The 18,262-nt window shown below is 67.5% G+C and carries 14 protein-coding genes and 1 pseudogene; 9 read left to right on the forward strand and 6 right to left on the reverse strand.

Translation table 11 applies throughout. The features are described from left to right. The first annotated feature begins 264 nt into the window (after window positions 1-264). Genes asnB through nadE form a run of 4 tightly spaced genes read left to right on the forward strand, consistent with a single transcriptional unit; the run spans window position 265 to window position 5,076 of the window. On the forward strand, window positions 265-2,202 hold the full coding sequence (asnB, locus tag ACWGRX_RS18995; RefSeq protein WP_452118810.1) for an asparagine synthase (glutamine-hydrolyzing): 1,938 nt from the start codon (window positions 265-267) through the stop codon (window positions 2,200-2,202). A 24-nt stretch (window positions 2,203-2,226) separates the two neighbouring features. Further along, window positions 2,227-2,493, forward strand: coding sequence for an acyl carrier protein (locus ACWGRX_RS19000; RefSeq protein ID WP_291635083.1), 267 nt, complete (start codon window positions 2,227-2,229; stop codon window positions 2,491-2,493). Between the two features lie 28 nt (window positions 2,494-2,521). Beyond that, a complete protein-coding gene (locus ACWGRX_RS19005) occupies window positions 2,522-4,072 on the forward strand; it encodes a class I adenylate-forming enzyme family protein (RefSeq protein WP_452118811.1) in 1,551 nt (516 codons plus the stop codon). Continuing rightward, complete coding sequence (gene nadE / locus ACWGRX_RS19010) at window positions 4,069-5,076, forward strand: NAD(+) synthase (RefSeq protein ID WP_452118812.1); 1,008 nt, start codon at window positions 4,069-4,071, stop codon at window positions 5,074-5,076. Before ACWGRX_RS19005 ends, nadE begins: the two co-directional genes overlap by 4 nt. Window positions 5,077-5,121: 45 nt before the next feature. On the opposite strand, the gene ACWGRX_RS19015 is transcribed toward nadE, so the two are convergent. Both ACWGRX_RS19015 and ACWGRX_RS19020 read right to left on the reverse strand, forming a co-directional pair. Further along, a complete protein-coding gene (locus ACWGRX_RS19015) occupies window positions 5,122-6,237 on the reverse strand; it encodes a hypothetical protein (RefSeq protein WP_452118813.1) in 1,116 nt (371 codons plus the stop codon). Next, window positions 6,234-6,959, reverse strand: coding sequence for a N5-glutamine methyltransferase family protein (locus ACWGRX_RS19020; RefSeq protein ID WP_452118814.1), 726 nt, complete (start codon window positions 6,957-6,959; stop codon window positions 6,234-6,236). The genes ACWGRX_RS19015 and ACWGRX_RS19020 overlap by 4 nt, the downstream gene beginning before the upstream one ends. 213 nt (window positions 6,960-7,172) lie before the next feature. Between ACWGRX_RS19020 and ACWGRX_RS19025 the strand changes: the two genes are divergently transcribed. From ACWGRX_RS19025 to ACWGRX_RS19045, 5 genes are all read left to right on the forward strand, one after another. Further along, a complete protein-coding gene (locus ACWGRX_RS19025) occupies window positions 7,173-8,465 on the forward strand; it encodes a lipopolysaccharide biosynthesis protein (RefSeq protein WP_291635076.1) in 1,293 nt (430 codons plus the stop codon). A gap of 67 nt (window positions 8,466-8,532) precedes the next feature. After that, a complete protein-coding gene (locus ACWGRX_RS19030; protein WP_452118815.1) occupies window positions 8,533-9,597 on the forward strand; it encodes a GNAT family N-acetyltransferase in 1,065 nt (354 codons plus the stop codon). A 37-nt stretch (window positions 9,598-9,634) separates the two neighbouring features. Beyond that, window positions 9,635-10,633: a glycosyltransferase family 2 protein gene (locus ACWGRX_RS19035; RefSeq protein WP_452118816.1), complete on the forward strand. Its 999-nt coding sequence runs from the start codon at window positions 9,635-9,637 to the stop codon at window positions 10,631-10,633. A gap of 5 nt (window positions 10,634-10,638) precedes the next feature. Further along, window positions 10,639-12,816: a glycoside hydrolase gene (locus tag ACWGRX_RS19040; RefSeq protein WP_452118829.1), complete on the forward strand. Its 2,178-nt coding sequence runs from the start codon at window positions 10,639-10,641 to the stop codon at window positions 12,814-12,816. 96 nt (window positions 12,817-12,912) lie between these two features. Beyond that, window positions 12,913-13,590: a helix-turn-helix domain-containing protein gene (locus ACWGRX_RS19045; protein ID WP_452118817.1), complete on the forward strand. Its 678-nt coding sequence runs from the start codon at window positions 12,913-12,915 to the stop codon at window positions 13,588-13,590. Window positions 13,591-13,633: 43 nt separating this feature from the next. Here the strand turns inward: ACWGRX_RS19045 and ACWGRX_RS19050 are convergent, their stop codons facing one another. The 4 genes and pseudogenes from ACWGRX_RS19050 to ACWGRX_RS19065 all read right to left on the reverse strand — a co-directional run. After that, window positions 13,634-15,136 (reverse strand): aldehyde dehydrogenase, encoded by a 1,503-nt coding sequence (locus tag ACWGRX_RS19050; RefSeq protein ID WP_452118818.1) that lies wholly within the window; start codon window positions 15,134-15,136, stop codon window positions 13,634-13,636. Window positions 15,137-15,218: 82 nt separating this feature from the next. After that, window positions 15,219-16,424: an ABC transporter substrate-binding protein gene (locus ACWGRX_RS19055; RefSeq protein WP_452118819.1), complete on the reverse strand. Its 1,206-nt coding sequence runs from the start codon at window positions 16,422-16,424 to the stop codon at window positions 15,219-15,221. A gap of 273 nt (window positions 16,425-16,697) precedes the next feature. Continuing rightward, entirely contained in the window at window positions 16,698-17,717 is a 1,020-nt protein-coding gene (locus ACWGRX_RS19060; RefSeq protein ID WP_452118820.1) for a D-cysteine desulfhydrase family protein, read from the reverse strand. 350 nt (window positions 17,718-18,067) lie between these two features. Then, a pseudogene (locus tag ACWGRX_RS19065) lies at window positions 18,068-18,262 on the reverse strand (hypothetical protein); the annotation flags it as partial.

An 18,262-nucleotide genomic window follows, 5' to 3' on the forward strand; every position in this document is an offset into this window, starting at 1 on the left:
TAGGCTTCCGCCCTGAATATTGCGTTAATCCGCTTGTGGAGACACCGGGAGCGAGGTCGCAAGGCAGCGCGCGCGGTCACGACGCAGCGGCAATCGCGATTGTTCAGGGCTCGATTTCACCGCTCGCGCGCCAGCTGCGCCGCACTACTTTCCGCTAGACTGGTGTTTACCATGCGCGCGGATATCCGGGGCCGTTAACGTCTGTGCCTCTGCGACTGGCTATAACTCGCGAAGAACCGACTGAACTTTCGGATATGTCTCCGCATGTGTGGCTTTGTTGGCTATTTCGGCGCCGTCCGGGATGGGAGAGCGCTCCTTGAACGGATGACGGCTGCGATCGCACATCGCGGTCCCGACGAGCAGGGCTTCTTCACCGGACCGGAAGTTGGCCTCGGCCATGCCCGGCTCTCGATCGTCGGCCTCGGCGACGGCCAGCAGCCGATGTCGGACGCGAGCGGCGCGCTGACGATCGCCTTCAACGGCGAGATCTTCAACTATGTCGAGCTGCGCGAGGAGCTGCAGGCCAGGGGCCGCCGCTTCCGGACCGCGAGCGACACCGAAGTGATCCTGCATCTCTATGACGAGATGGGAGAGGACTGCCTCTCGCTCCTCAACGGCGATTTCGCCTTCGCGATCTGGGATGCGCGCCGGCGGCGCATGTTCCTCGCCCGCGATCGCATGGGCGTGCGGCCGCTGTTCTACACGCGCCAGGGCGACCGCTTCTATTTCGCCTCCGAGGTCAAGGCGCTGCTCCAGGTGCCGGGGGTGAGCGCGCAGATCGACCCGGTTGCCCTCGACCAGATCTTCACGCTCTGGGCGCCGATCGCACCCCGGACGGCCTTCCGCGACATCTGCGAGCTCGAACCGGCGAACCTGATGATCGTCCAGGACGGCGGCATCTCGACCCGGCCCTATTGGAGCCTGGACTATCCCGACCACGACACCCCTTCCCGGCACAGGGACGAACGCGAAGCCGCCGAGGAACTGCGTGCCCTGCTGACCGAGGCGACGCGCGTCCGCATGCGTGCCGACGTGCCGGTCGGCTCCTATCTCTCGGGCGGGCTCGATTCCTCGATCACCTCCGCGCTTGCCGCCCGCATGGTTCCGGGCGGTCTCAGGACCTTCTCCGTCACCTTCGACAGCGCCGAGCATGACGAGAGCGAATTCCAACTGGAGATGGCGCGCGCACTCGGCACGCAGCACAGCGCGGTCGCCTGCCGCGAGGGCGACATCGCCGCCGTCTTCCCCGAGGTGATCCGCTTCACCGAGCGGCCGATCATCCGGACGGCGCCCGCCCCGCTGTTCAAGCTCTCGGGGCTGGTGCGCGAGGCCGGCCTCAAGGTGGTGCTGACCGGCGAGGGCGCGGACGAGGTCTTTGCCGGCTACGACATCTTCAAGGAGAACCGGGTTCGCCGCTTCTGCGCGCGCCAGCCCGGCTCGCGCATCAGGCCGCATCTGTTCCGCAAGCTCTACCCTTACCTGCCCGGGCTGCGGCAGCAATCGGCGGAGTATCTCGCCTCCTTCTTCGGCGCGAACAGCCATTCCCTCGACGATCCACTCTATTCGCACCGGCCGCGCCTCGACGGCACGGCGGCGACGAAGCTCTTCTTCTCGGGCGATCTGCGCGCCAGCCTCGGGAATTACGACGCGGCCGAGGAGATGGCCTCGCGTCTGCCGGAGGCGTTCCCGCGCTGGCACCCGCTGCATCAGGCCCAATATCTCGAAGCCCGTTTCCTGCTGCCCGGCTACATCCTCTCCAGCCAGGGCGACCGGATGGCGATGGCCCATGGCATAGAGGGGCGTTTCCCCTTCCTCGATCATCGGCTCGTGGAGTTCGCCGCCGGCCTGCCGCCCGAAATGAAGCTGAAGGGCCTCGTCGAGAAACACATCCTGCGGGAGGCGACCAAGGACCTGCTGCCGCCCTCGATCGGCAAGCGCAGCAAGCAGCCCTATCGCGCGCCCGACAGCGCCTCCTTCGTCGGAGCCGGTGCCGCCGACTATGTCGAGACGGCGCTCGGCGAGGCCGAGATCGGCGCGAGCGGTCTCTTCAACCCGAAGGCGGTCGCCAAGCTGCATGAGAAATGCCGCGCCCGCCCGGCCTCCGGTTTCCGCGACAATGCGGCCTTCGTCGGCATCCTGTCGACACAGCTCTGGCTCAAGACCTTCACCGGTGCCGACAGCCAGAGCTCGAAAGCCGCCTGACACCTCATCAGAAAAGGAACTGACATGACCGATACGATCAGGGACGCGGTGAAGGCCTTCGTCATCGAGAATTTTCTGTTCGGCGACACCGGCAATCCCCTCGCCGACGCGGACTCGCTGATCGAGAACGGCATCATCGACTCCACAGGCGTGCTCGAGCTCGTCGCCTTCATCGAGGACCGCTACGGCATCACCGTCGCCGATTCCGAGATCGTTCCCGCCAATCTCGATTCACTCGGGCGCATCACGGCCTTCATCGCCTCGAAGACCGCCGCGTCCGCGACGGCCTGAGACAGGGACAGGACAGGATATCGAGCCGATGCGGGTCGAGCATTTCGTCATCGACAGCGCCAGGGCGCATGGCACCAAGACCGCGCTGGTCACCGAGCGCAAGCGGCTGAGCTATGCCGAGCTGGACGATCTCTCCAGCCGGCTGGCAGCCACGCTCGCCGCCAATGGGGTGAAGCGCGGCGACCGCGTGCTCGTCTTCATGGATAATTGCTGGGAAGCGGCCGTCTCGATCTTCGCGGCCCTCAAGGCCGGCGCGACCTTCAGCCCGATCAACGCGTCGACCAAGGCCGACAAGCTCGCCTACATCATCGAGGATTGCGAGGCCGCCGCGATCCTGACCCAGGCCAGGCTGATGCCGGTCGTGACGCAGGCGCGTGCGGCCGCCCCCGGACGGCCGCTCTTCGTCGCCGCGGCCCAGGCCACGCCCGGCCAGGCCATCGAAGGAGCGGCGGATTTCGAGGCGTGCCTCGCGACCGAACCGACCCCGGTCGCACATCATGGCGGGATCGACATCGATCTGGCCATGCTGATCTACACCTCGGGCTCCACCGGCCGGCCCAAGGGCGTGATGATGACCCACCGCAACATCGATGCGGCGGCGGAATCGATCACCACCTATCTGCGCAACAGGCCGGACGACATCATCCTCAACGTGCTGCCGCTGGCCTTCGATTACGGGCTCTACCAGCTGCTGATGGCAATGCGGCTCGGCGCGACCCTCGTCCTCGAAAAATCCTTCGCCTTCCCGCAGGCGATCTTCGAGCGCATCCGCACCGAGAAGGTCACCGGCTTCCCGCTGGTGCCGACCATGGCGGCGCTGATCCTGCAGATGCGCGATCTCGAACCGGGCTTCCTGCCGAGCCTGCGCTACATCTCCAATACCGCGGCGGCGCTGCCGCCGGCCCATATCGCCCGGCTGCGCGAGCTCCTGCCCGGCGTGCGGGTCTATTCGATGTACGGGCTGACCGAGTGCAAGCGCTGCACCTATCTGCCGCCGGAAGAGCTCGACCGCCGGCCCGGCTCGGTCGGAATCGCGATCCCGAACACCGAAGCCCTGGTCGTCGACGACGAAGGCAATCGCGTGCAGCCCGGCGTCGCCGGCGAGCTCGTCATCCGCGGCCCGCATGTCATGCAGGGCTACTGGCGCAACGACGCCGCGACCACGCAGATGCTGCGTCCGGGCCCGCACCCCTGGGAGAAGCGCCTGCATACCGGCGATCTCTTCCGCACCGACGAGGATGGCTTTCTCTACTTCGTCGGCCGCAAGGACGACATCATCAAGACGCGCGGCGAGAAGGTCGCCCCCAAGGAGGTCGAGACCGTCCTGCATGCCCATCCCGGCATCGCGGAGGCCGTGGTGATGGGCGTTGCCGACCCGGTGCTCGGCCATGCCATCGCGGCGCTTGTGGTGCGCTCCGACGAGAGCCTGAGCGAGCGCGACATCATCCGCCACTGCGCCGCCCATCTCGAGGACTTCATGGTGCCGAAGATCGTGGAATTCCGCAGCGAGCTGCCGAAGACCGATACCGGCAAGGTCAGCCGCAGGCTGGCCGCCGAGACGCTTGGAGCTGCCGAATGAACATCGCCCCTGCCCCTGAAAGCCTCGCCTTCTCGGCGGAGACGCTGAAGATCGACGGCGCTGCCGAGATCGAGCGGATCGTCACGGGCCTGCGCGCGCAACTGCGCGGCATGCGCAAGCGCGGACTGGTGCTCGGCCTGTCAGGCGGCATCGATTCCAGCGTCTCGGTGGCGCTGGCAGTGCGCGCGGTCGGCGCCAAGAACGTCTTCTGTCTGTTCATGCCGGAGAACGATTCCGATCCCGAGAGCCTCAGGCTCGGCCGGCTCGTCGCCGAGACCTTCGGCGTCGCCGCCGTGGTCGAGGATATCGGGCCGACGCTGCAGGCGATGGGCTGCTATGAGCGGCGCGACGCGTTCATCCGCGAGCTGGTGCCGGGATACGGACCCGGCTGGGGTTCGAAGATCGTAATCGCCAACGCGCTCGCCGGCGAGGGCTACAACATCTCCTCGCTGGTGGTCGAGGATCCGCAGGGCAATCGGACCAAGCTGCGCATGCCGCCCACGGTCTATCTCGGTATCGTCGCCGCCACCAATATGAAGCAGCGCACCCGCAAGCAGGTCGAGTACTATCATGCCGACCGGCTCAACTTCGCCGTGCTCGGCACGCCGAACCGGCTCGAATACGACCAGGGCTTCTTCGTCAAGAACGGCGACGGCGCGGCGGATGTGAAGCCGATCGCGCATCTCTACAAGAGCCAGGTCTATGCGCTCGCCGCCGATCTCGGCATTCCCGAGGAGATCCGCCGCCGGCCGCCGACGACCGATACTTTTTCGCTCGAGCAGACGCAGGAGGAGTTCTATTTCTCCCTGCCCTATGACCGCATGGACCTGTGCCTCTACGGCCTCAATAACGGCCTCCCGGCCGAGCAGGTCGCCGCGGCCGCGAAGCTGAGCACGGTCGAGGTCGAGCGCGTCTTTGCCGATATCGCCGCCAAGCGGCGGGCGACGCGCTATCTGCATCTCGAACCGCAACTGGTGCAGCCGGTGACGGAGATCGCCGGCTGAGACCGGAACCGTCGGCGCGCCTGACCTTCGCGCCGGCTCCGCGCCCTATTCGAAGCGCCCGCCGACCAGCCGGCTCCAGCTCTCGCCCGCCAGCCCGTTGAAGAAACCACGGCCGGCCAGGAAGGCGTCGACCAGCGCCGGCTCGCGCGCATGCACCACGGTCGAGGCGAGATGGGTGAAGGCGATGCGGCGCCCGAGCATCGCCTCGAGCAAAGCGGGCTGCGTACGGCCGCGCAAGCCGGCCGCCCCGCGCCGCGCCGCATGCCCGATCAGGCAGTCGATCACGGGACCGGCCTGGCCCGGCGCGGTCAGGATCTGCAGGACGCGCGCGATCCCGCCATGGCGCAGATGGTAGAAGAAGGCACCGATCGGCGCGCCGCCAGGCGTGAGGACCGAGGCGAACACCGCTTCGCCCTGTTCCGGCTTCCTGGCCGCCTCGGCGATGATGTGGGCGAGCTGCTCGGCGCTCCAGTCCGGGCGGAGCGCGAATTGCCGCGTCAGCGGCTCGACCAGGGCAGCAAAGCCGGGCTGGTCGATCTCGACGACCTTGAGGCCGCCCTTCACGGTCCAGTCCTCCGGCACGCCGGACCAGCGCAGCTCATTCTCCTGCATCTTCCGGCGCAAGCGGCGATCGACCAGCCCGGCGAGCGGGGAAAGCAGGCGCGCCGCACCAACCCGCTCGGATGCCAGTGCGAGCATGAAGGCCGAGGGCCGGATGGTACGGACCCAGTCGAGGCTGTATTGCGGCAGCGCCACGCCACGCAGCCTTGCCCACATCTGCGCCGAGACCTCGCTCGCCGTCTCGCTGAAGGAAAGGTCCTGCGGCCCGGCCAGGAAGGTCTTCAGCAGCCTGGCGCCGGCCATCGGATCGCTGCCCCGCCGCTCGACCATCAGCGAGCCGCAGATCGCGGCCTTCAGCTTGCGACCCTCATGGCTCATCGGCAGCGCGTTCACGCCGATGAAGCCGGAAATCTCACCCTCGCCGGAAACATGGACCAGCGGCGCGATCTCAGGATCGCAACCCGGCGCTTCGAGATAGTGCCGTCTCAGATAGGTGACGAGCGCCGCTGGTGGCGGCGCATCGCTGTCCCGGAACACCCGCTGGAACAGCCCCGCAACCGCCGGAATATCGGCTGTCTCCAGGGAACGAACCAGGCTCATGCCGGCCGCCCCGCCGTCTCGCCGGATGCCGGCGCGGCGGCCAGCTTGCGGACCAGCGCGACCCGCGGCGTGCCGGCCTCGTTCGTCGCGAAACGCACGGGCTCATAGGCCCTGGCCCGCGCGATCAGCGCCGCGGCCTGACGATCCTGGCCCTCGCCGAACTCGAACAGCAGCCAGCCTCCCGGCTTCAGGACGTCGACGGCGTCGCGGATCACGCGCTGATGGATCGAGATGCCATAGGGCCCGCCATCGAAGGCCTCGCGCGGCTCTGCCGCGAGCAGATGCGCGCTCTCGCCCTCCAGGCGCGAGGTCGAGATATAGGGTGGATTGCAGACGATCATGTCGACCTTGCCGGCCAGCCCCTCACCAGCCAAGGCATCGAACAGATCGCCCTGGCGGATGGACACCCGATCCTGCACGCCGAGGCGCTCGGCATTGCGGCGGGCGAGCGCCACCGTGCCGTCGGTCAGATCCGCCCCCCAGATGCGGGCGGTCGGGATTTCGGTTGCGATCGCCAAAGCGAGATTGCCGGAGCCGCAGCACATGTCGACCACCAACGGCCCGGGCGGGCCCTCGCGCAGGCGCTCGACGGCGCATGCCCCGAGCAGCTCGGTCTCCTGCCGGGGCACGAGGACGTCGGGAGCGAGTTCCAGCTCGATACTCATGAAGCGCTGCATGCGAGGCCCGCTCTGGCCCGCAAGGTCGACTGCTCTGCCCGTCATCGGGGCTCCTTCCCGCACTGGTCGGATGATCACACCGGCAGGCTAGCGGCATTCCGGTAAACACCTGCTGAAACACGCCTGCCGGTGTTAACTGCGCCCTTATTTTTGCCTGCTACTGATGCCCCGTCGATGCTAGTTCCAGCGGGGCGGCCCCGTTCGGTCGATTTTCGAAGGCGGGAGAGGATGGCTCCGGGCAACGCAAAAGGATCGGGCATGCGCGGAGCCCTGCTCCCGATGCTGCTGTCCTATGCCGCCTCGGGCGGCAGCCTGATCATCAGCTCGGCCGCACAGCTCCTGACCTTCGCGATCCTGGCCCGCTTTCTCGGCGTCCACGAATTCAGCCTGTTCGTCGCGATCACCGCGATCTCGAACATCGCGGTGCATATGTGTGGGCTCGGCGCGATGGAATGCCTCGTTCGCCGCGTCGCGCGCGATCGGGCGATCTATCCCGACATGCTCGGCCACAATCTGATCCTCACCGCGGCGAGCGGCGTCGCCCTGGTCGTGATCGGCGCCGCCCTGCTGCCCTTCTTCTTCACTCTCTCCCCCGACCCGGCAACCAATGCCGCCGTCATCACGCTGATGCTGGTGACGAATATCGTCCTGGTGCGCGTGATCGTTCTGGCGGAGCAGATCTTCATCGCCCATTCCGATTTCGCCTCGGCCAATATGGTCGTTGTCGGCTTCGCCCTGGCCCGGACCGCCGCCGCCGTCCTCGCCTGCCTCGTTTTCGGGGTCGCCAGCGTTGCCTCCTGGGCACTCTGGCAATTCGCCTGCCATGTCCTCGTCGCCCTCGCCTGCTGGCGCGCGCTCGCCAGGCTCGGCCGGCCGCGCTATCGGATCGTGCGCGAGGAGCTGCCGCTCGGCCTCTACTTCAGCGTTCCCTTCATCCTGCGCGCCGTGCGCCAGAATGCAGATCTGCTCGTGCTCAGCCTCGTCGCGAGCCCGGAGATCGTCGCGAGCTACAGCGTCGCCCGCCGCATGCTGGAGAGCAGCTATCTTTCCGTCGAGGCGCTCAATCGGCTCGTCTATCCCGGCTCGGCGCGGGCGACGGCGGAAGGCCTGCAGCACGCCATGCCGCGGGTTCGCAAGGTCCTGGTCGCCGCCACGCTGATCAGCACCGCCGCAGCGGTGGCCGTGTTCGTGCTGGCCCCGATCCTGCCTCTCCTGTTCGGCCGGGACTATGTCTCGCTCGTCTCCTTCGTCCGGGCCCTCTGCTGGGCGGTCATCCCGCTGGCGATCTGGGCCGTGGCGGCCGAGGCGCTGGGAGCCTCGGGCCATCAGTCGACCCGCGCCGCCGTGATGGGCATCGGCAGCGTGCTCGGCGCGGCACTCGCCGCGCTCGCGACCTGGTATGCGCCGCCCGCGGGCACCTTCGTCTCCTTCTATGTCATCGAAATCGCCATGGTGATCGCAGCCTGGAGCGCCTTGCAGCGGGTCGTGCGCCAGGATCGGGAACGGGCCTTGGCCCGAGAGCCCCGAACCGGGATGGCCCATGGGAGCTGAGCCCAATTGCGCACCCATCGCAGCGAGCCCCGGCGGCGCAGCCGTCCGTGCAGCGGGCGTGCGACCGATGGTGCGCGGCGATATTTCGACTGTCGCCCGGCTGTTCAGCAAGGCGTTCCGGAACAGCGACAAGGTCGCGCCCGAGCTTGCCCCCTATCTGGAAACGATCTTCTTCGGCAGTCCGCATTATCGGCCGGAGAATGGCAGCATGGTGCATGAGGGCGAGAATGGCGTGGCCAGCGCGATCCTCGCCGTACCGATGGAATTCAGCGCACATGGTCGCCCGATCATAGCGCGGCTCCTGTGTGCCTTCATGGCCGACGGGGCCGAAGGCGCGGCAGGGGCCGCCCGCCTGGCGCGCCAGATGCGCGCCGCGCGGCAGGACATGTGCTTCTCGGACAATTCTTCGCCGGTCAGCGCCGACCACTGGATTGCCGGCGGAGGCAACGTGCTCCCGATCCAGAGCCTGGAATGGCGTCGCGCCTTCAGGCCAGCGACAGCAGCAGCCCTCGCCTGCAGCCGCGCAGCCCCAGCCTTGGGCTCGCGGGCCGTCGTCACCCCGCTCGGCTGGCTCGACCGGACGTTGCGCCGGCGCAGACGCTCGATCACCCCGGCAGCCATACCGGACTGCCGGACGATCCCCGCCACACCCGACGAGTTCCTCGCCTGCGCCGAGCCGATGATGCAGCGCTTTCAGGTCCGCCCGGTCTGGAGCAAGGCCGAGTTCGACTGGCTGGTGGGCGTCGCTTCGCTGAACGGCCGGCTCGGCACGCTGAACTTCAGGATCGTGCTCGACGGCAGGGAGCAGTCGATCGGCGCCTTTCTCTATTTCGGCCGAAAAGGCCGGGAGGCCACGGTTCTGAACCTGCTCTGCGCCGCCGGTCGCGAATTCGAGGTCGTCGGCCAGATGTTCTCCAGCCTGGATGCCGAAGGCTACGCCGCGGCCAGCGGGATTTCGCAGCCCTTCATGATGAACGCGATTTCCCGGCAGCGCTGGCTCAGCTTCAAGCATCGCGGCTATTTCTGCCTGGTGACGCGTCATGCCGAGATCACCGACGCCGCACTGCGCAACGACATCTATATCGGCGGGCTGGCCTCGGAGAGCTGGAGCCGGCTGCTCACCGACTTCTGACGCCACCCTGCCGATCGCTGCGATATTGGAGGCCCGCTTGGCCGTTTCCATCATCATCAAGACGCTGAACGAGGAAAAGCGCATCGCCGCGACCATCGAGAGCGCACTTTCCGCGCTCGGCGAGATCCCGGGCGAAGTCGTCATCGCCGATAGCGGCTCCTCGGACCGCACCGTCGAGATCGCCTCGCGCTACCCGGTGGTGATCGCCCAGATCGTGCCACCGGCGCGCCCGAGTTGCGGGATCGGGCCACAGCTCGGCTTCCAGCATTCGCGCGGCGATTATCTCTGCCTGCTGGACGGCGACATGCTGCTCGACCTCGGTTTCCTCGGTGACGCAATCCGCTTCCTGGAGAGGAACCCCAAGGTCGCAGGGGTCACCGGCCATGTCGAGGAGATGCAGACCGCCAATCTCGAATATGCCCGCCGGGTGCAGCGGCACGCGCCGGAAAACCGGATCGGGCCGCTCGACCGGATGAATGGCGGCGGCCTCTACCGGCGCAGCGCGATCGAGCAAACCGGCTATCTCTCGGACCGCAACCTGCACGGCTATGAGGAATTCGACCTCGGCATCCGCCTGCGCGATGCCGGCTGGCAACTCCACCGGCTGGACCGGCGCTTCGTCCAGCATTTCGGGCATACGCTGAATTCCTACAAGCTGCTGATGCGGCGCTGGCGGAACAAATATCTCCACGGCATCGGCGAATTGCTGCGCGCCTCGCTCGGGAGGCCGTATTTCTTCCAGCTCCTGCGTGAACTGCCGGAGCTTCGGCTTTGGGGGGCGGTGTATCTCTGGTGGGCGCTCTCGATCGGGCTCCTGCTGTTGCTGCCGCAGAAGGGGCTCGCTCTCGGGCTGGTCCTCGCCCTGCTCGCCGGCATCGTGGCGCTGATGAGCTGGCGCAAGGGCGGGCTGGGCATGGGGCTCTACACCGTCGTCGCCTGGTTCTTCCACGCGGCAGCACTGCCCGCCGGCTTCCTGCGCCAGCGCCTGGAACCAGATGCTCCGATCGAAAGCCGCGTCATCGGGAGCGATCGATGACACGGCTGCTGCGGCTTGCACTGGCGCTCTCGGCTGCGCTCGGCTGGACGGGGGCGCGCGTGCAGGCCGAAGAATGGCTGCCCGTCCGCGAGATTTCGCTGGAGCTACGCCCCGGTAGCCCGCTGGATTTCTCCGCCATCCTGCCGAACGCGAAGATCGAGCCGAGCCGGCGCCTGATCGCCAACGCCGATGGCCGACTCGCCTATGCGAATGCGCCAGGGGAGCCGGCGCGCCTGTCCTGCGCCTCACTGGCCTGGAGCCCGGCTTCCGGCGGCTTCCCCGACCGCGCCAATGCCGACCGCTATGCCAGGCAACTGGCCTTGCACGGCTACAATCTGGCACGCCTGCATTTCGTCGACGGCAGCCTGATGTTCGGCCGGAAGACCGATTTCGACTTCGACCCGGAGACGCTCGACCGCATCCACTATTTCCTGGCCGCGCTGAAGCGGAACGGCATCTACTGGATGATCGACGGGCTCTCCTCCTGGCGCGGGGCCTATGGCGGCCATGACGATCGCTGGGACCCCGGCGGCACGCTCAAGCTCGCCTTGCATCTCGACGACAGCGCCTTTGCGCACTGGAAGCAGTTCACCGAAAAATTCTTCACCCGCGTCAATCCCTATACCGGGGTCGCGCCGATCCATGACGATGCCCTGGCGCTGGTGATCCTCGTCAACGAGAACAATCTTGAATTCGAGAGCGTCGTCCACGATCGGCGTGGCAAGGCGCCCTATGACCCGATGTTCGCGGCACCGTTCAACGCCTGGCTGGCGCGGCACTACCCCTCCAGCGCGGCGCTCGCCAAGGCCTGGGGCGGCCTCGGCTGGACCGAGAAGCTGGAGAACGGCTCGATCCGGCTGCCGGCCGACCGCTATGCCGACAGTCCGCGCCTGCGCGATCTCCAGGCCTTCTTCACCGAGATCGAGACCGCCTCGGCGGCGAAGATGAGCGAGGCGCTGCGCAGCTTCGGCTACAAGGGGCTGATCAGCACCTACAACAACTGGCCGACCGTGCAGGCCGCGCTGAGCCGGCGCGGGCTCGATGTCGTGACGATGAACACCTATCACGACTGGGCGAGCGGCTATGCGCCGGGCAGCAAGCTCCTCCAGCAAAGCTCCCTCGGCGATGCCGCCAACTCCATGCGCATGGCCGCGGCGGCGCGCTGGCTCGGCAAGCCCTTCGTCATCAGCGAATACGACCATCTGTTCTGGAACCGCTATCGCTATGAGGGCGGCCTGGTCTTCCCGGCCTATGCTGCGCTGCAGGGCTGGGATGCGCTCTGCAGGCACGCGCACGGCCCGATCGCGCTGTCCTATGGCGAACCCTATCCGCACAAGCGGGCCATGCTGCCCTATGCGATCGCGCTCGACCCGGTCGCGCGCGCCGGGGAAACGCTCGCCGCCCTGCTGTTCAGGCGCGGCGACGTCGCGGCCGCGCGGCTCGCCATTCCGTTCGCGGTCCGTGGCGAGGCCGATCTTGGCCCGGACATGCAGGCCCGCGAGCCCGAGAATCTGACGGAACTCGCCTTGCTCGGCAGGATCGGACTCGAGGCTGCCGACCGGATCGGCGACCGGATCGCCGTCCTCCAGCCGCGCGGCGCCAACCGGCCCGAGGCGATCGTCGAGAAGCTGCGGGCGAGCCGCCTTCTCCCGGCCGAGAATGCGACGAAGCTCGCCGCCGGCCTCTTCCAGAGCGATACGGGCGAGCTCCTTCTGAACCGCCGCGACCGGCAATTGCGCCTGACGACGCCGGCGACGGAGGCCGTCGCCTTCGCCTCGGCGAGCCTGCCGGTCAAGCTCAAGAGTCTTAGCATCGACGGCTCGGAGGGAGACGGGCTGATCGCGATCTCCTCGCTCGACAAGCCGGCATCGCTGGCCAAGGGCAGCCGCTTCCTGCTGATCTTCGCCACCGACGCCCGCAACACCGACATGGTCTTCCGCGACAGGGAGCAGAAGGTGATCGAGGATTTCGGCAGGCTGCCCGTCCGAATCCGCAAAGGGCATGTCGACATCAGGCTCGACCGGAGCGCCCGGCAATGGCAGCTCTCGCCGATCGGCCTCGACGGCAGCGTGAAGCCGCCGGCCGTCAGCAGCAGCGGTCCCGTCGCCTTCCGGCTCAGCAACGACCTGCCGAGCGGCCCGACCACCTATTTCCTGCTCGAGCTCAAGGGAAGCGGCCCCTGAAGGCGGGCGACCGGAGCGCACCACCGTTTATCGCCGGTGCAAGGCATGCGATAAACCGGCCGGCAGCGAAGAGAGAACCGACGAAGAGCATGATCGATGCGGCTGAACAGGCCTGAGTCCCCCCGGTTCGACCGGCCGGGCGCGGCGTCCGGCAGCGCCTCCGATCGACCGGACGAAGCGCTGTCGGCGGATGCTCGCCGCGCCGACGACAAGCCGGGCCCCGTTCTCGAACTCGGCCCGCGCGTAAGGCGGCTGCGCAAGGCGGCGGCGCTGACACTGGACGGTCTCGCCGAACGCTCCGGCGTCAGCCGGGCCATGCTGTCCAAGGTCGAGCGCGGCGAGAAGAACCCGACCCTCGCCGTGGTCACCCGGATCGCGCGCGGGCTCGGCACCTCGCTCTCCGGGCTGATGGGCGCGGAGAGCGACGCCGCTCCGGTGGCGACGCGGCGCGTCGATCAGCGGCTGAGCTTTCGCGACAGCGAGACCGGCTTCGAGCGGCATGTGCTCTCCCCGGCCCATGCCGAAAGCGGGGTCGAGCTCTTGCTCCACGTCATTCCGCCCGGCATGTCCTCAGGCTGGCTGCCGACTTATGAGGGCAGCGTCGAGAAGCACCTGATCATCCAGGAAGGCCGGCTCTCGGTGGAGATCGGCGCGATGGTGCACCGGCTCGCCGCCGGCGACAGCTTCTATTTCCAGATCCGCGAGCCCTATCGCTTCATCAACGAGACGGACGAACGCTGCAGCTATTACTGCGTGATCGTCCGCCGCCCTTGACCGGCGCTCTGCCAGCTCACGCCGCGGCGGGCAGGCCTGCCGGCTATTGCAGGGTGAACGGGTTCGAGATCGCGGGCCTGGCGTTGATGAAGACGCTCTTCGGCTCGAGATATTCCATGATCGCGGCCTGGCCGTTCTCGCGCCCGATCCCGGATTCCTTGAAGCCGCCGAACGGCGCGAGATAGCTGACCACGCGATAGGCATTGACCCAGACCGTACCCGCCTTGAGCTTCTTCGGCAGGGTCATGGCGCGGCCGAGATCGGTGGTCCAGACCCCAGCCGCGAGCCCGAAGGGCGTGTCGTTGGCGAGAGCGATCGCCTCCTCCTCGGTCTCGAAGCTGAGCACGCTGAGCAGCGGCCCGAAGACCTCCTCGCGCGCGATCCGCATCGTGTTGGTGACGCCAGCGAAGATGGTCGGCTCGACGAACCAGCCCTGCGTGCAGCCGGGACGCGTGCTGCGCTCTCCGCCGAGGACGCAGCGCGCACCGTCGCGGCGGGCGATCTCGATATAGTCGAGCACCTTGGCGAGCTGCTGCTCGGTCGCGACCGGACCGATATCGGTTTCGGAATCGTTTGGATCGCCGAGGCGCGCCTCGCGCATTCTTTCGACCAGCCTGTCCAGGAAGCGATCATGGATCGAGGCCTGCAGCAGGAGCCGCGAGCCGGCCATGCAGGTCTGGCCGCCCGCGGCGAAGATGCCGGAGATAACGCCCTTCACCGCCGCGTCGATATCGGCGTCGGCGAAGACGATGTTGGGCGACTTGCCGCCGAGCTCGAGCGAGACCCGCTTGAACTGGCGGGCGGCGGCCTCGTAGATCCTGCGCCCGCCGGCATTGCCGCCGGTGAAGGCGATGCGCGCCACCAGCGGATGCTCGACGAGCGGCTCGCCGGCCTCCTGCCCCAGTCCCGTGACGACATTCACGACCCCGGGCGGGAAGCCGGCTTGCGTGAACAGCTTCGCCAGCTCCAGCATCGAGACCGAGGCGAATTCCGAGGGCTTGACCACGACGGTGTTGCCGGCCGCCAGCGCCGGGGCGAGCTTCCAGACCGTGAGCAGCAGCGGCGAGTTCCAGGGCGTGATCGCGCCGACGACGCCGAGCGGCTCATAGGCGACGTAGTGGAACATATTGGCCTTGTCGATCGGCGTGACATGGCCCTCGATCTTGTCGGCGAGCCCGCCATAATACTGGAACCAGCGCGGCAGATAGCGCATCTGGCCGAGCATCTCGACGCGCAGCTTGCCATTGTCACGAACCTCGAGATCGGCGAGGCGCTCGGCATTGGCGGCGATCAGGTCGGCGAGGCGGAACATCAGCACGCCGCGATCGCTGGCGCTCATCCGCGACCAGGGCCCGCTGCTGAAGGCTTCATGCGCGGCCCTGACGGCGAGGTCGACATCGGCGGCGCTGGCGCGCGGGATCAGGGCCCAGGGCTTGCCGGTATAGGGGTTCTTGGTCTCCAGCCAGCCGCCGTCGACGGCCTCGCGATCCTTGCCGTCGACATGCATGAAAAAGCGCTCGAGCGCCGGTGCCGTCTTGCTGGTCATCGTGCTGGCTGTCCGTTTCGTCGCGAGGCTGACGGGATGGGCGCGCCGGCACATGCCGACGCGCCAGGGTGATCGGCCGGGCTCAGGGCTTGTAGAGATGCTGGCAGCCGCTCTGTTCGGCCGGGGTGAACAGGCCCTCGCTCGGCAGCGTCGCCAGGACCTTGTAGAGATCGGCCGGGCTCTTCGATTCCGCCGGGGATTTCACCTCGAACAGATGCATGTCCATGACGACGCGGCCATTGTCCTGGATTTGCGCCTTCTGGATCATGTCGCCGGTGATCGGCAGCTCGCGCATCTTCCTGGCGATGCCCTTGGCGTCGTCGCTGCCGAGCGCCTTGACCGCCTTGAGGTAATGCGTGGTCGCGACGTAGGCGAGCGCGTGGCCCATGGTCGGGACCTTGTTGTCGAAGCGCGCCATGTAACGCTTGGCCCAGGCGCGCGTCGCCTCGTTGATGTCCCAGTAGAACGGGGCGGAGAGCTTCAGCCCCTGCGCCGCCGGCAATCCGAGCGCGACGACGTTGTTCTCGTAGACCAGCATCGTCGCAGGCTTCGCCTTGACGCCGAATTCGCGCATCTGCTTCAGCGAGTTCACGAGGTCCGGGCCGGCATTGGCGAGGCCGACGACGTTCGCGCCCGAGGACTGGGCAGTCAGCAGCGGCGAGGACAGATCGGCCGTCCCGAGCGGGTGGCGGGCCTCGCCCACCACCTGGCCGCCAGCGGCCTTCACCGCCTTCCCGGCATCGGCCGCGAGATTGTGGCCGAAGACATAGTCGGCGGTGAGGAAGAACCATTTGTTGCCGCCCTCGTCGACGACGCCCTTGGCGACCGCATTGGCGAGTTCCGCCGTCGAGGGCGCCCATTGCGTGCCATAAGGCGAGCACTGGTTGCCGGTGAAGTTCGGGGCGTAGCCGCCGCTGACCAGGGTGGTGATCTCTCGTTCGCGCGCCACCGCCTGCACGGCGAGGCCGACCGAGCTCGAGCCGCCGGGCAGGATGACGCTGACGCCACGCTCGTCGATGAACTGGCGCGCCTGCGCCGAGCCGATATCGGGCTTGCTCTGGTGATCGGCGACCACGACCTCGATCGGCCGGCCCAGCACCGAACCGCCGAAATCCTCCACGGCCATGCGAACCGACAGCGCGGTGCCGGGGCCGCCATTATCCGAGAAGGTGCCGGACATGTCGTCGATGACGCCTATGCGGAACGGCTTGTCATTGGCGCCCGCCGGCAAGATGCAGGCGATCATCGCCGCAGCCAGGAACGAAGAGCGCAGCGCAGGCATGGTCATGGTGAAATCCTCCCCTGGACCGTTTCGGTCGCCGATCGGCCGGCCTTGTGGCCTTGGCTTCCGGCCCGGGCTGGCGGGCCGGAAGCAGGGGAATGCTAGCACTCGCTCGTAGAAATTCTACTATAGAAGAAAAATATGACCGCCATAGCCATGGGCTTCAGCCAGGACCTCCGCGAGACCGACCGCCCCCGGCAACCTGCCGGGATGCTTCATGTGCCGGACATCCGGCATCGGCAGTCGGGATTTGGCGCGCCACGGCGACGAGGTTTCCGCCTATCCCTGGAAAACCTCCGGATAGGCGAAGAGGCCGGGGGCGCCGCCGGTGTGCCAGAAGACGATGGTCTCCGTCGGAGCGATGGCGCCGCTCCGGACGAGCGCGAGCAGGCCGGCCATCGCCTTTCCGGTGTAGACGGGATCGAGCAGAATCCCCTCGGTGCGGGCAACCAGCTCGACAGCCTCGATCATGGCGGCGGTCGGCTGGCCATAGCCCGAACCGATCTGGGAATCGTCGACCTCGAGCCCCGCCACCGCACCTCTCTCGCGGCCTTCGAGAGCGAAGATCTCCTGGACCAATCCGGCGACGATGGCTCCCGCCTCCTCGGCAGAGCGCGAGACGCTGATACCATGCACGCGGCAGGACAACCCGGCCTCCGCGACGCCGGCAAGGATGCCGGCATGGGTGCCGCCGCTCCCGGTCGGCACGACGATATGGTCGAGGGAACAGCCCTTCTCGCGGGCCTGCGCCGCAAGCTCCAGAAGCGCCTCGCGATAGGCGAAGCTGCCGAGACCGTTAGAGCCTCCGACCGGGATGAGATAGGGCTTGCGCCCCTGCGCGGCCAATGCCGCCATCGTCGCCGCGGCCGCCGCCGTGCTGTCCTCACCCACAGCGAGGAAACGGATCTGCGCGCCGAATATCCGGTCGAGCAGCTGGTTCCCGTTCGTGCGATAGGCCTCGCCGCGGTTGGCCACCGAGTCGGTCAGCAAGAGGACGCAGCCGAGACCGTGCCGCGCCGCGGCCGCAGCGGTCTGACGGGCGTGGTTCGATTGCAGCGCGCCGATGGTCACCAGCATATCGGCGCCCTGCTGCAACGCTTCGGCGACGAGGAATTCCAGCTTGCGGGCCTTGTTGCCGCCGCCGGCGAAGCCCGTGCAGTCGTCGCGTTTGATGAAGAGCGAAGGCGCAGCACCGCCCCGCCCGAGCGCCTGCGACAGGCGCGGCATCTCCTCGAAAGGGGTGGGGAGCATGGCGAGGCCGGTCCTGGCCGGGCCGGAAGATGTGGCGGGGTTGGTCATTCTACCGATCCTTGCCTGGGAAGCGGGCCTCGATGCCCAGTCTCACCATAGTGCCCCCGCAGAAAAAGACAGCGTCCCGCCGGCCTGCCGCCGGCTTCGCGGACATCCGGCCAGGCTTCATGAAGCCCGCGGGGCGTATGCAGCACAGAGGATTTGGCGGTAGTTCGAGATCGAGGCGCTTCAGCTGGTCAGGGAACGCGGATTACGGCGCTCGCCATCTCCCAGAAAGGCGTTCCAAGCGCGACACGATCCGCGCCCACCGAGAGATCCAAGGTGACTGCTGGTGGACGGCTGGCCTCGGCGCCTGCACGGGCGGCGCAGCCGGTCTGGATCGTGCAGCCGCCGCGTGGTCATCGGGGGATGAAGAGCTCCGGGGCAGGAAGCCTGTAGTCGAGCGAGCCATGCGGGCACAGCGTGTTAAACTGCCGCCCCGAGTCGTTTAGTCCCGGCATTTGATGGATCGGGTTGAGCTTGAACGTTTCGGGCTCGATGGTCCAGCGTTTGCAGATGAGCTCGTAGGGCGTGAGGCCTTTGAGGGTCTTGAG

This window comes from Allobosea sp. NPDC055594 (assembly GCF_053618995.1).

Excerpts from the sequence above, each read along its gene's own strand:
- asnB (WP_452118810.1), top strand. The coding sequence starts at position 265 with ATGTGTGGCTTTGTTGGCTATTTCGGCGCCGTCCGGGATGGGAGAGCG.
- ACWGRX_RS19000 (WP_291635083.1), top strand. The coding sequence starts at position 2,227 with ATGACCGATACGATCAGGGACGCGGTGAAGGCCTTCGTCATCGAGAAT.
- ACWGRX_RS19005 (WP_452118811.1), top strand. The coding sequence starts at position 2,522 with ATGCGGGTCGAGCATTTCGTCATCGACAGCGCCAGGGCGCATGGCACC.
- nadE (WP_452118812.1), top strand. The coding sequence starts at position 4,069 with ATGAACATCGCCCCTGCCCCTGAAAGCCTCGCCTTCTCGGCGGAGACG.
- ACWGRX_RS19015 (WP_452118813.1), bottom strand. The coding sequence starts at position 6,237 with ATGAGCCTGGTTCGTTCCCTGGAGACAGCCGATATTCCGGCGGTTGCG.
- ACWGRX_RS19020 (WP_452118814.1), bottom strand. The coding sequence starts at position 6,959 with ATGACGGGCAGAGCAGTCGACCTTGCGGGCCAGAGCGGGCCTCGCATG.
- ACWGRX_RS19025 (WP_291635076.1), top strand. The coding sequence starts at position 7,173 with ATGCGCGGAGCCCTGCTCCCGATGCTGCTGTCCTATGCCGCCTCGGGC.
- ACWGRX_RS19030 (WP_452118815.1), top strand. The coding sequence starts at position 8,533 with ATGGTGCGCGGCGATATTTCGACTGTCGCCCGGCTGTTCAGCAAGGCG.
- ACWGRX_RS19045 (WP_452118817.1), top strand. The coding sequence starts at position 12,913 with ATGCGGCTGAACAGGCCTGAGTCCCCCCGGTTCGACCGGCCGGGCGCG.
- ACWGRX_RS19050 (WP_452118818.1), bottom strand. The coding sequence starts at position 15,136 with ATGACCAGCAAGACGGCACCGGCGCTCGAGCGCTTTTTCATGCATGTC.
- ACWGRX_RS19055 (WP_452118819.1), bottom strand. The coding sequence starts at position 16,424 with ATGACCATGCCTGCGCTGCGCTCTTCGTTCCTGGCTGCGGCGATGATC.
- ACWGRX_RS19060 (WP_452118820.1), bottom strand. The coding sequence starts at position 17,717 with ATGACCAACCCCGCCACATCTTCCGGCCCGGCCAGGACCGGCCTCGCC.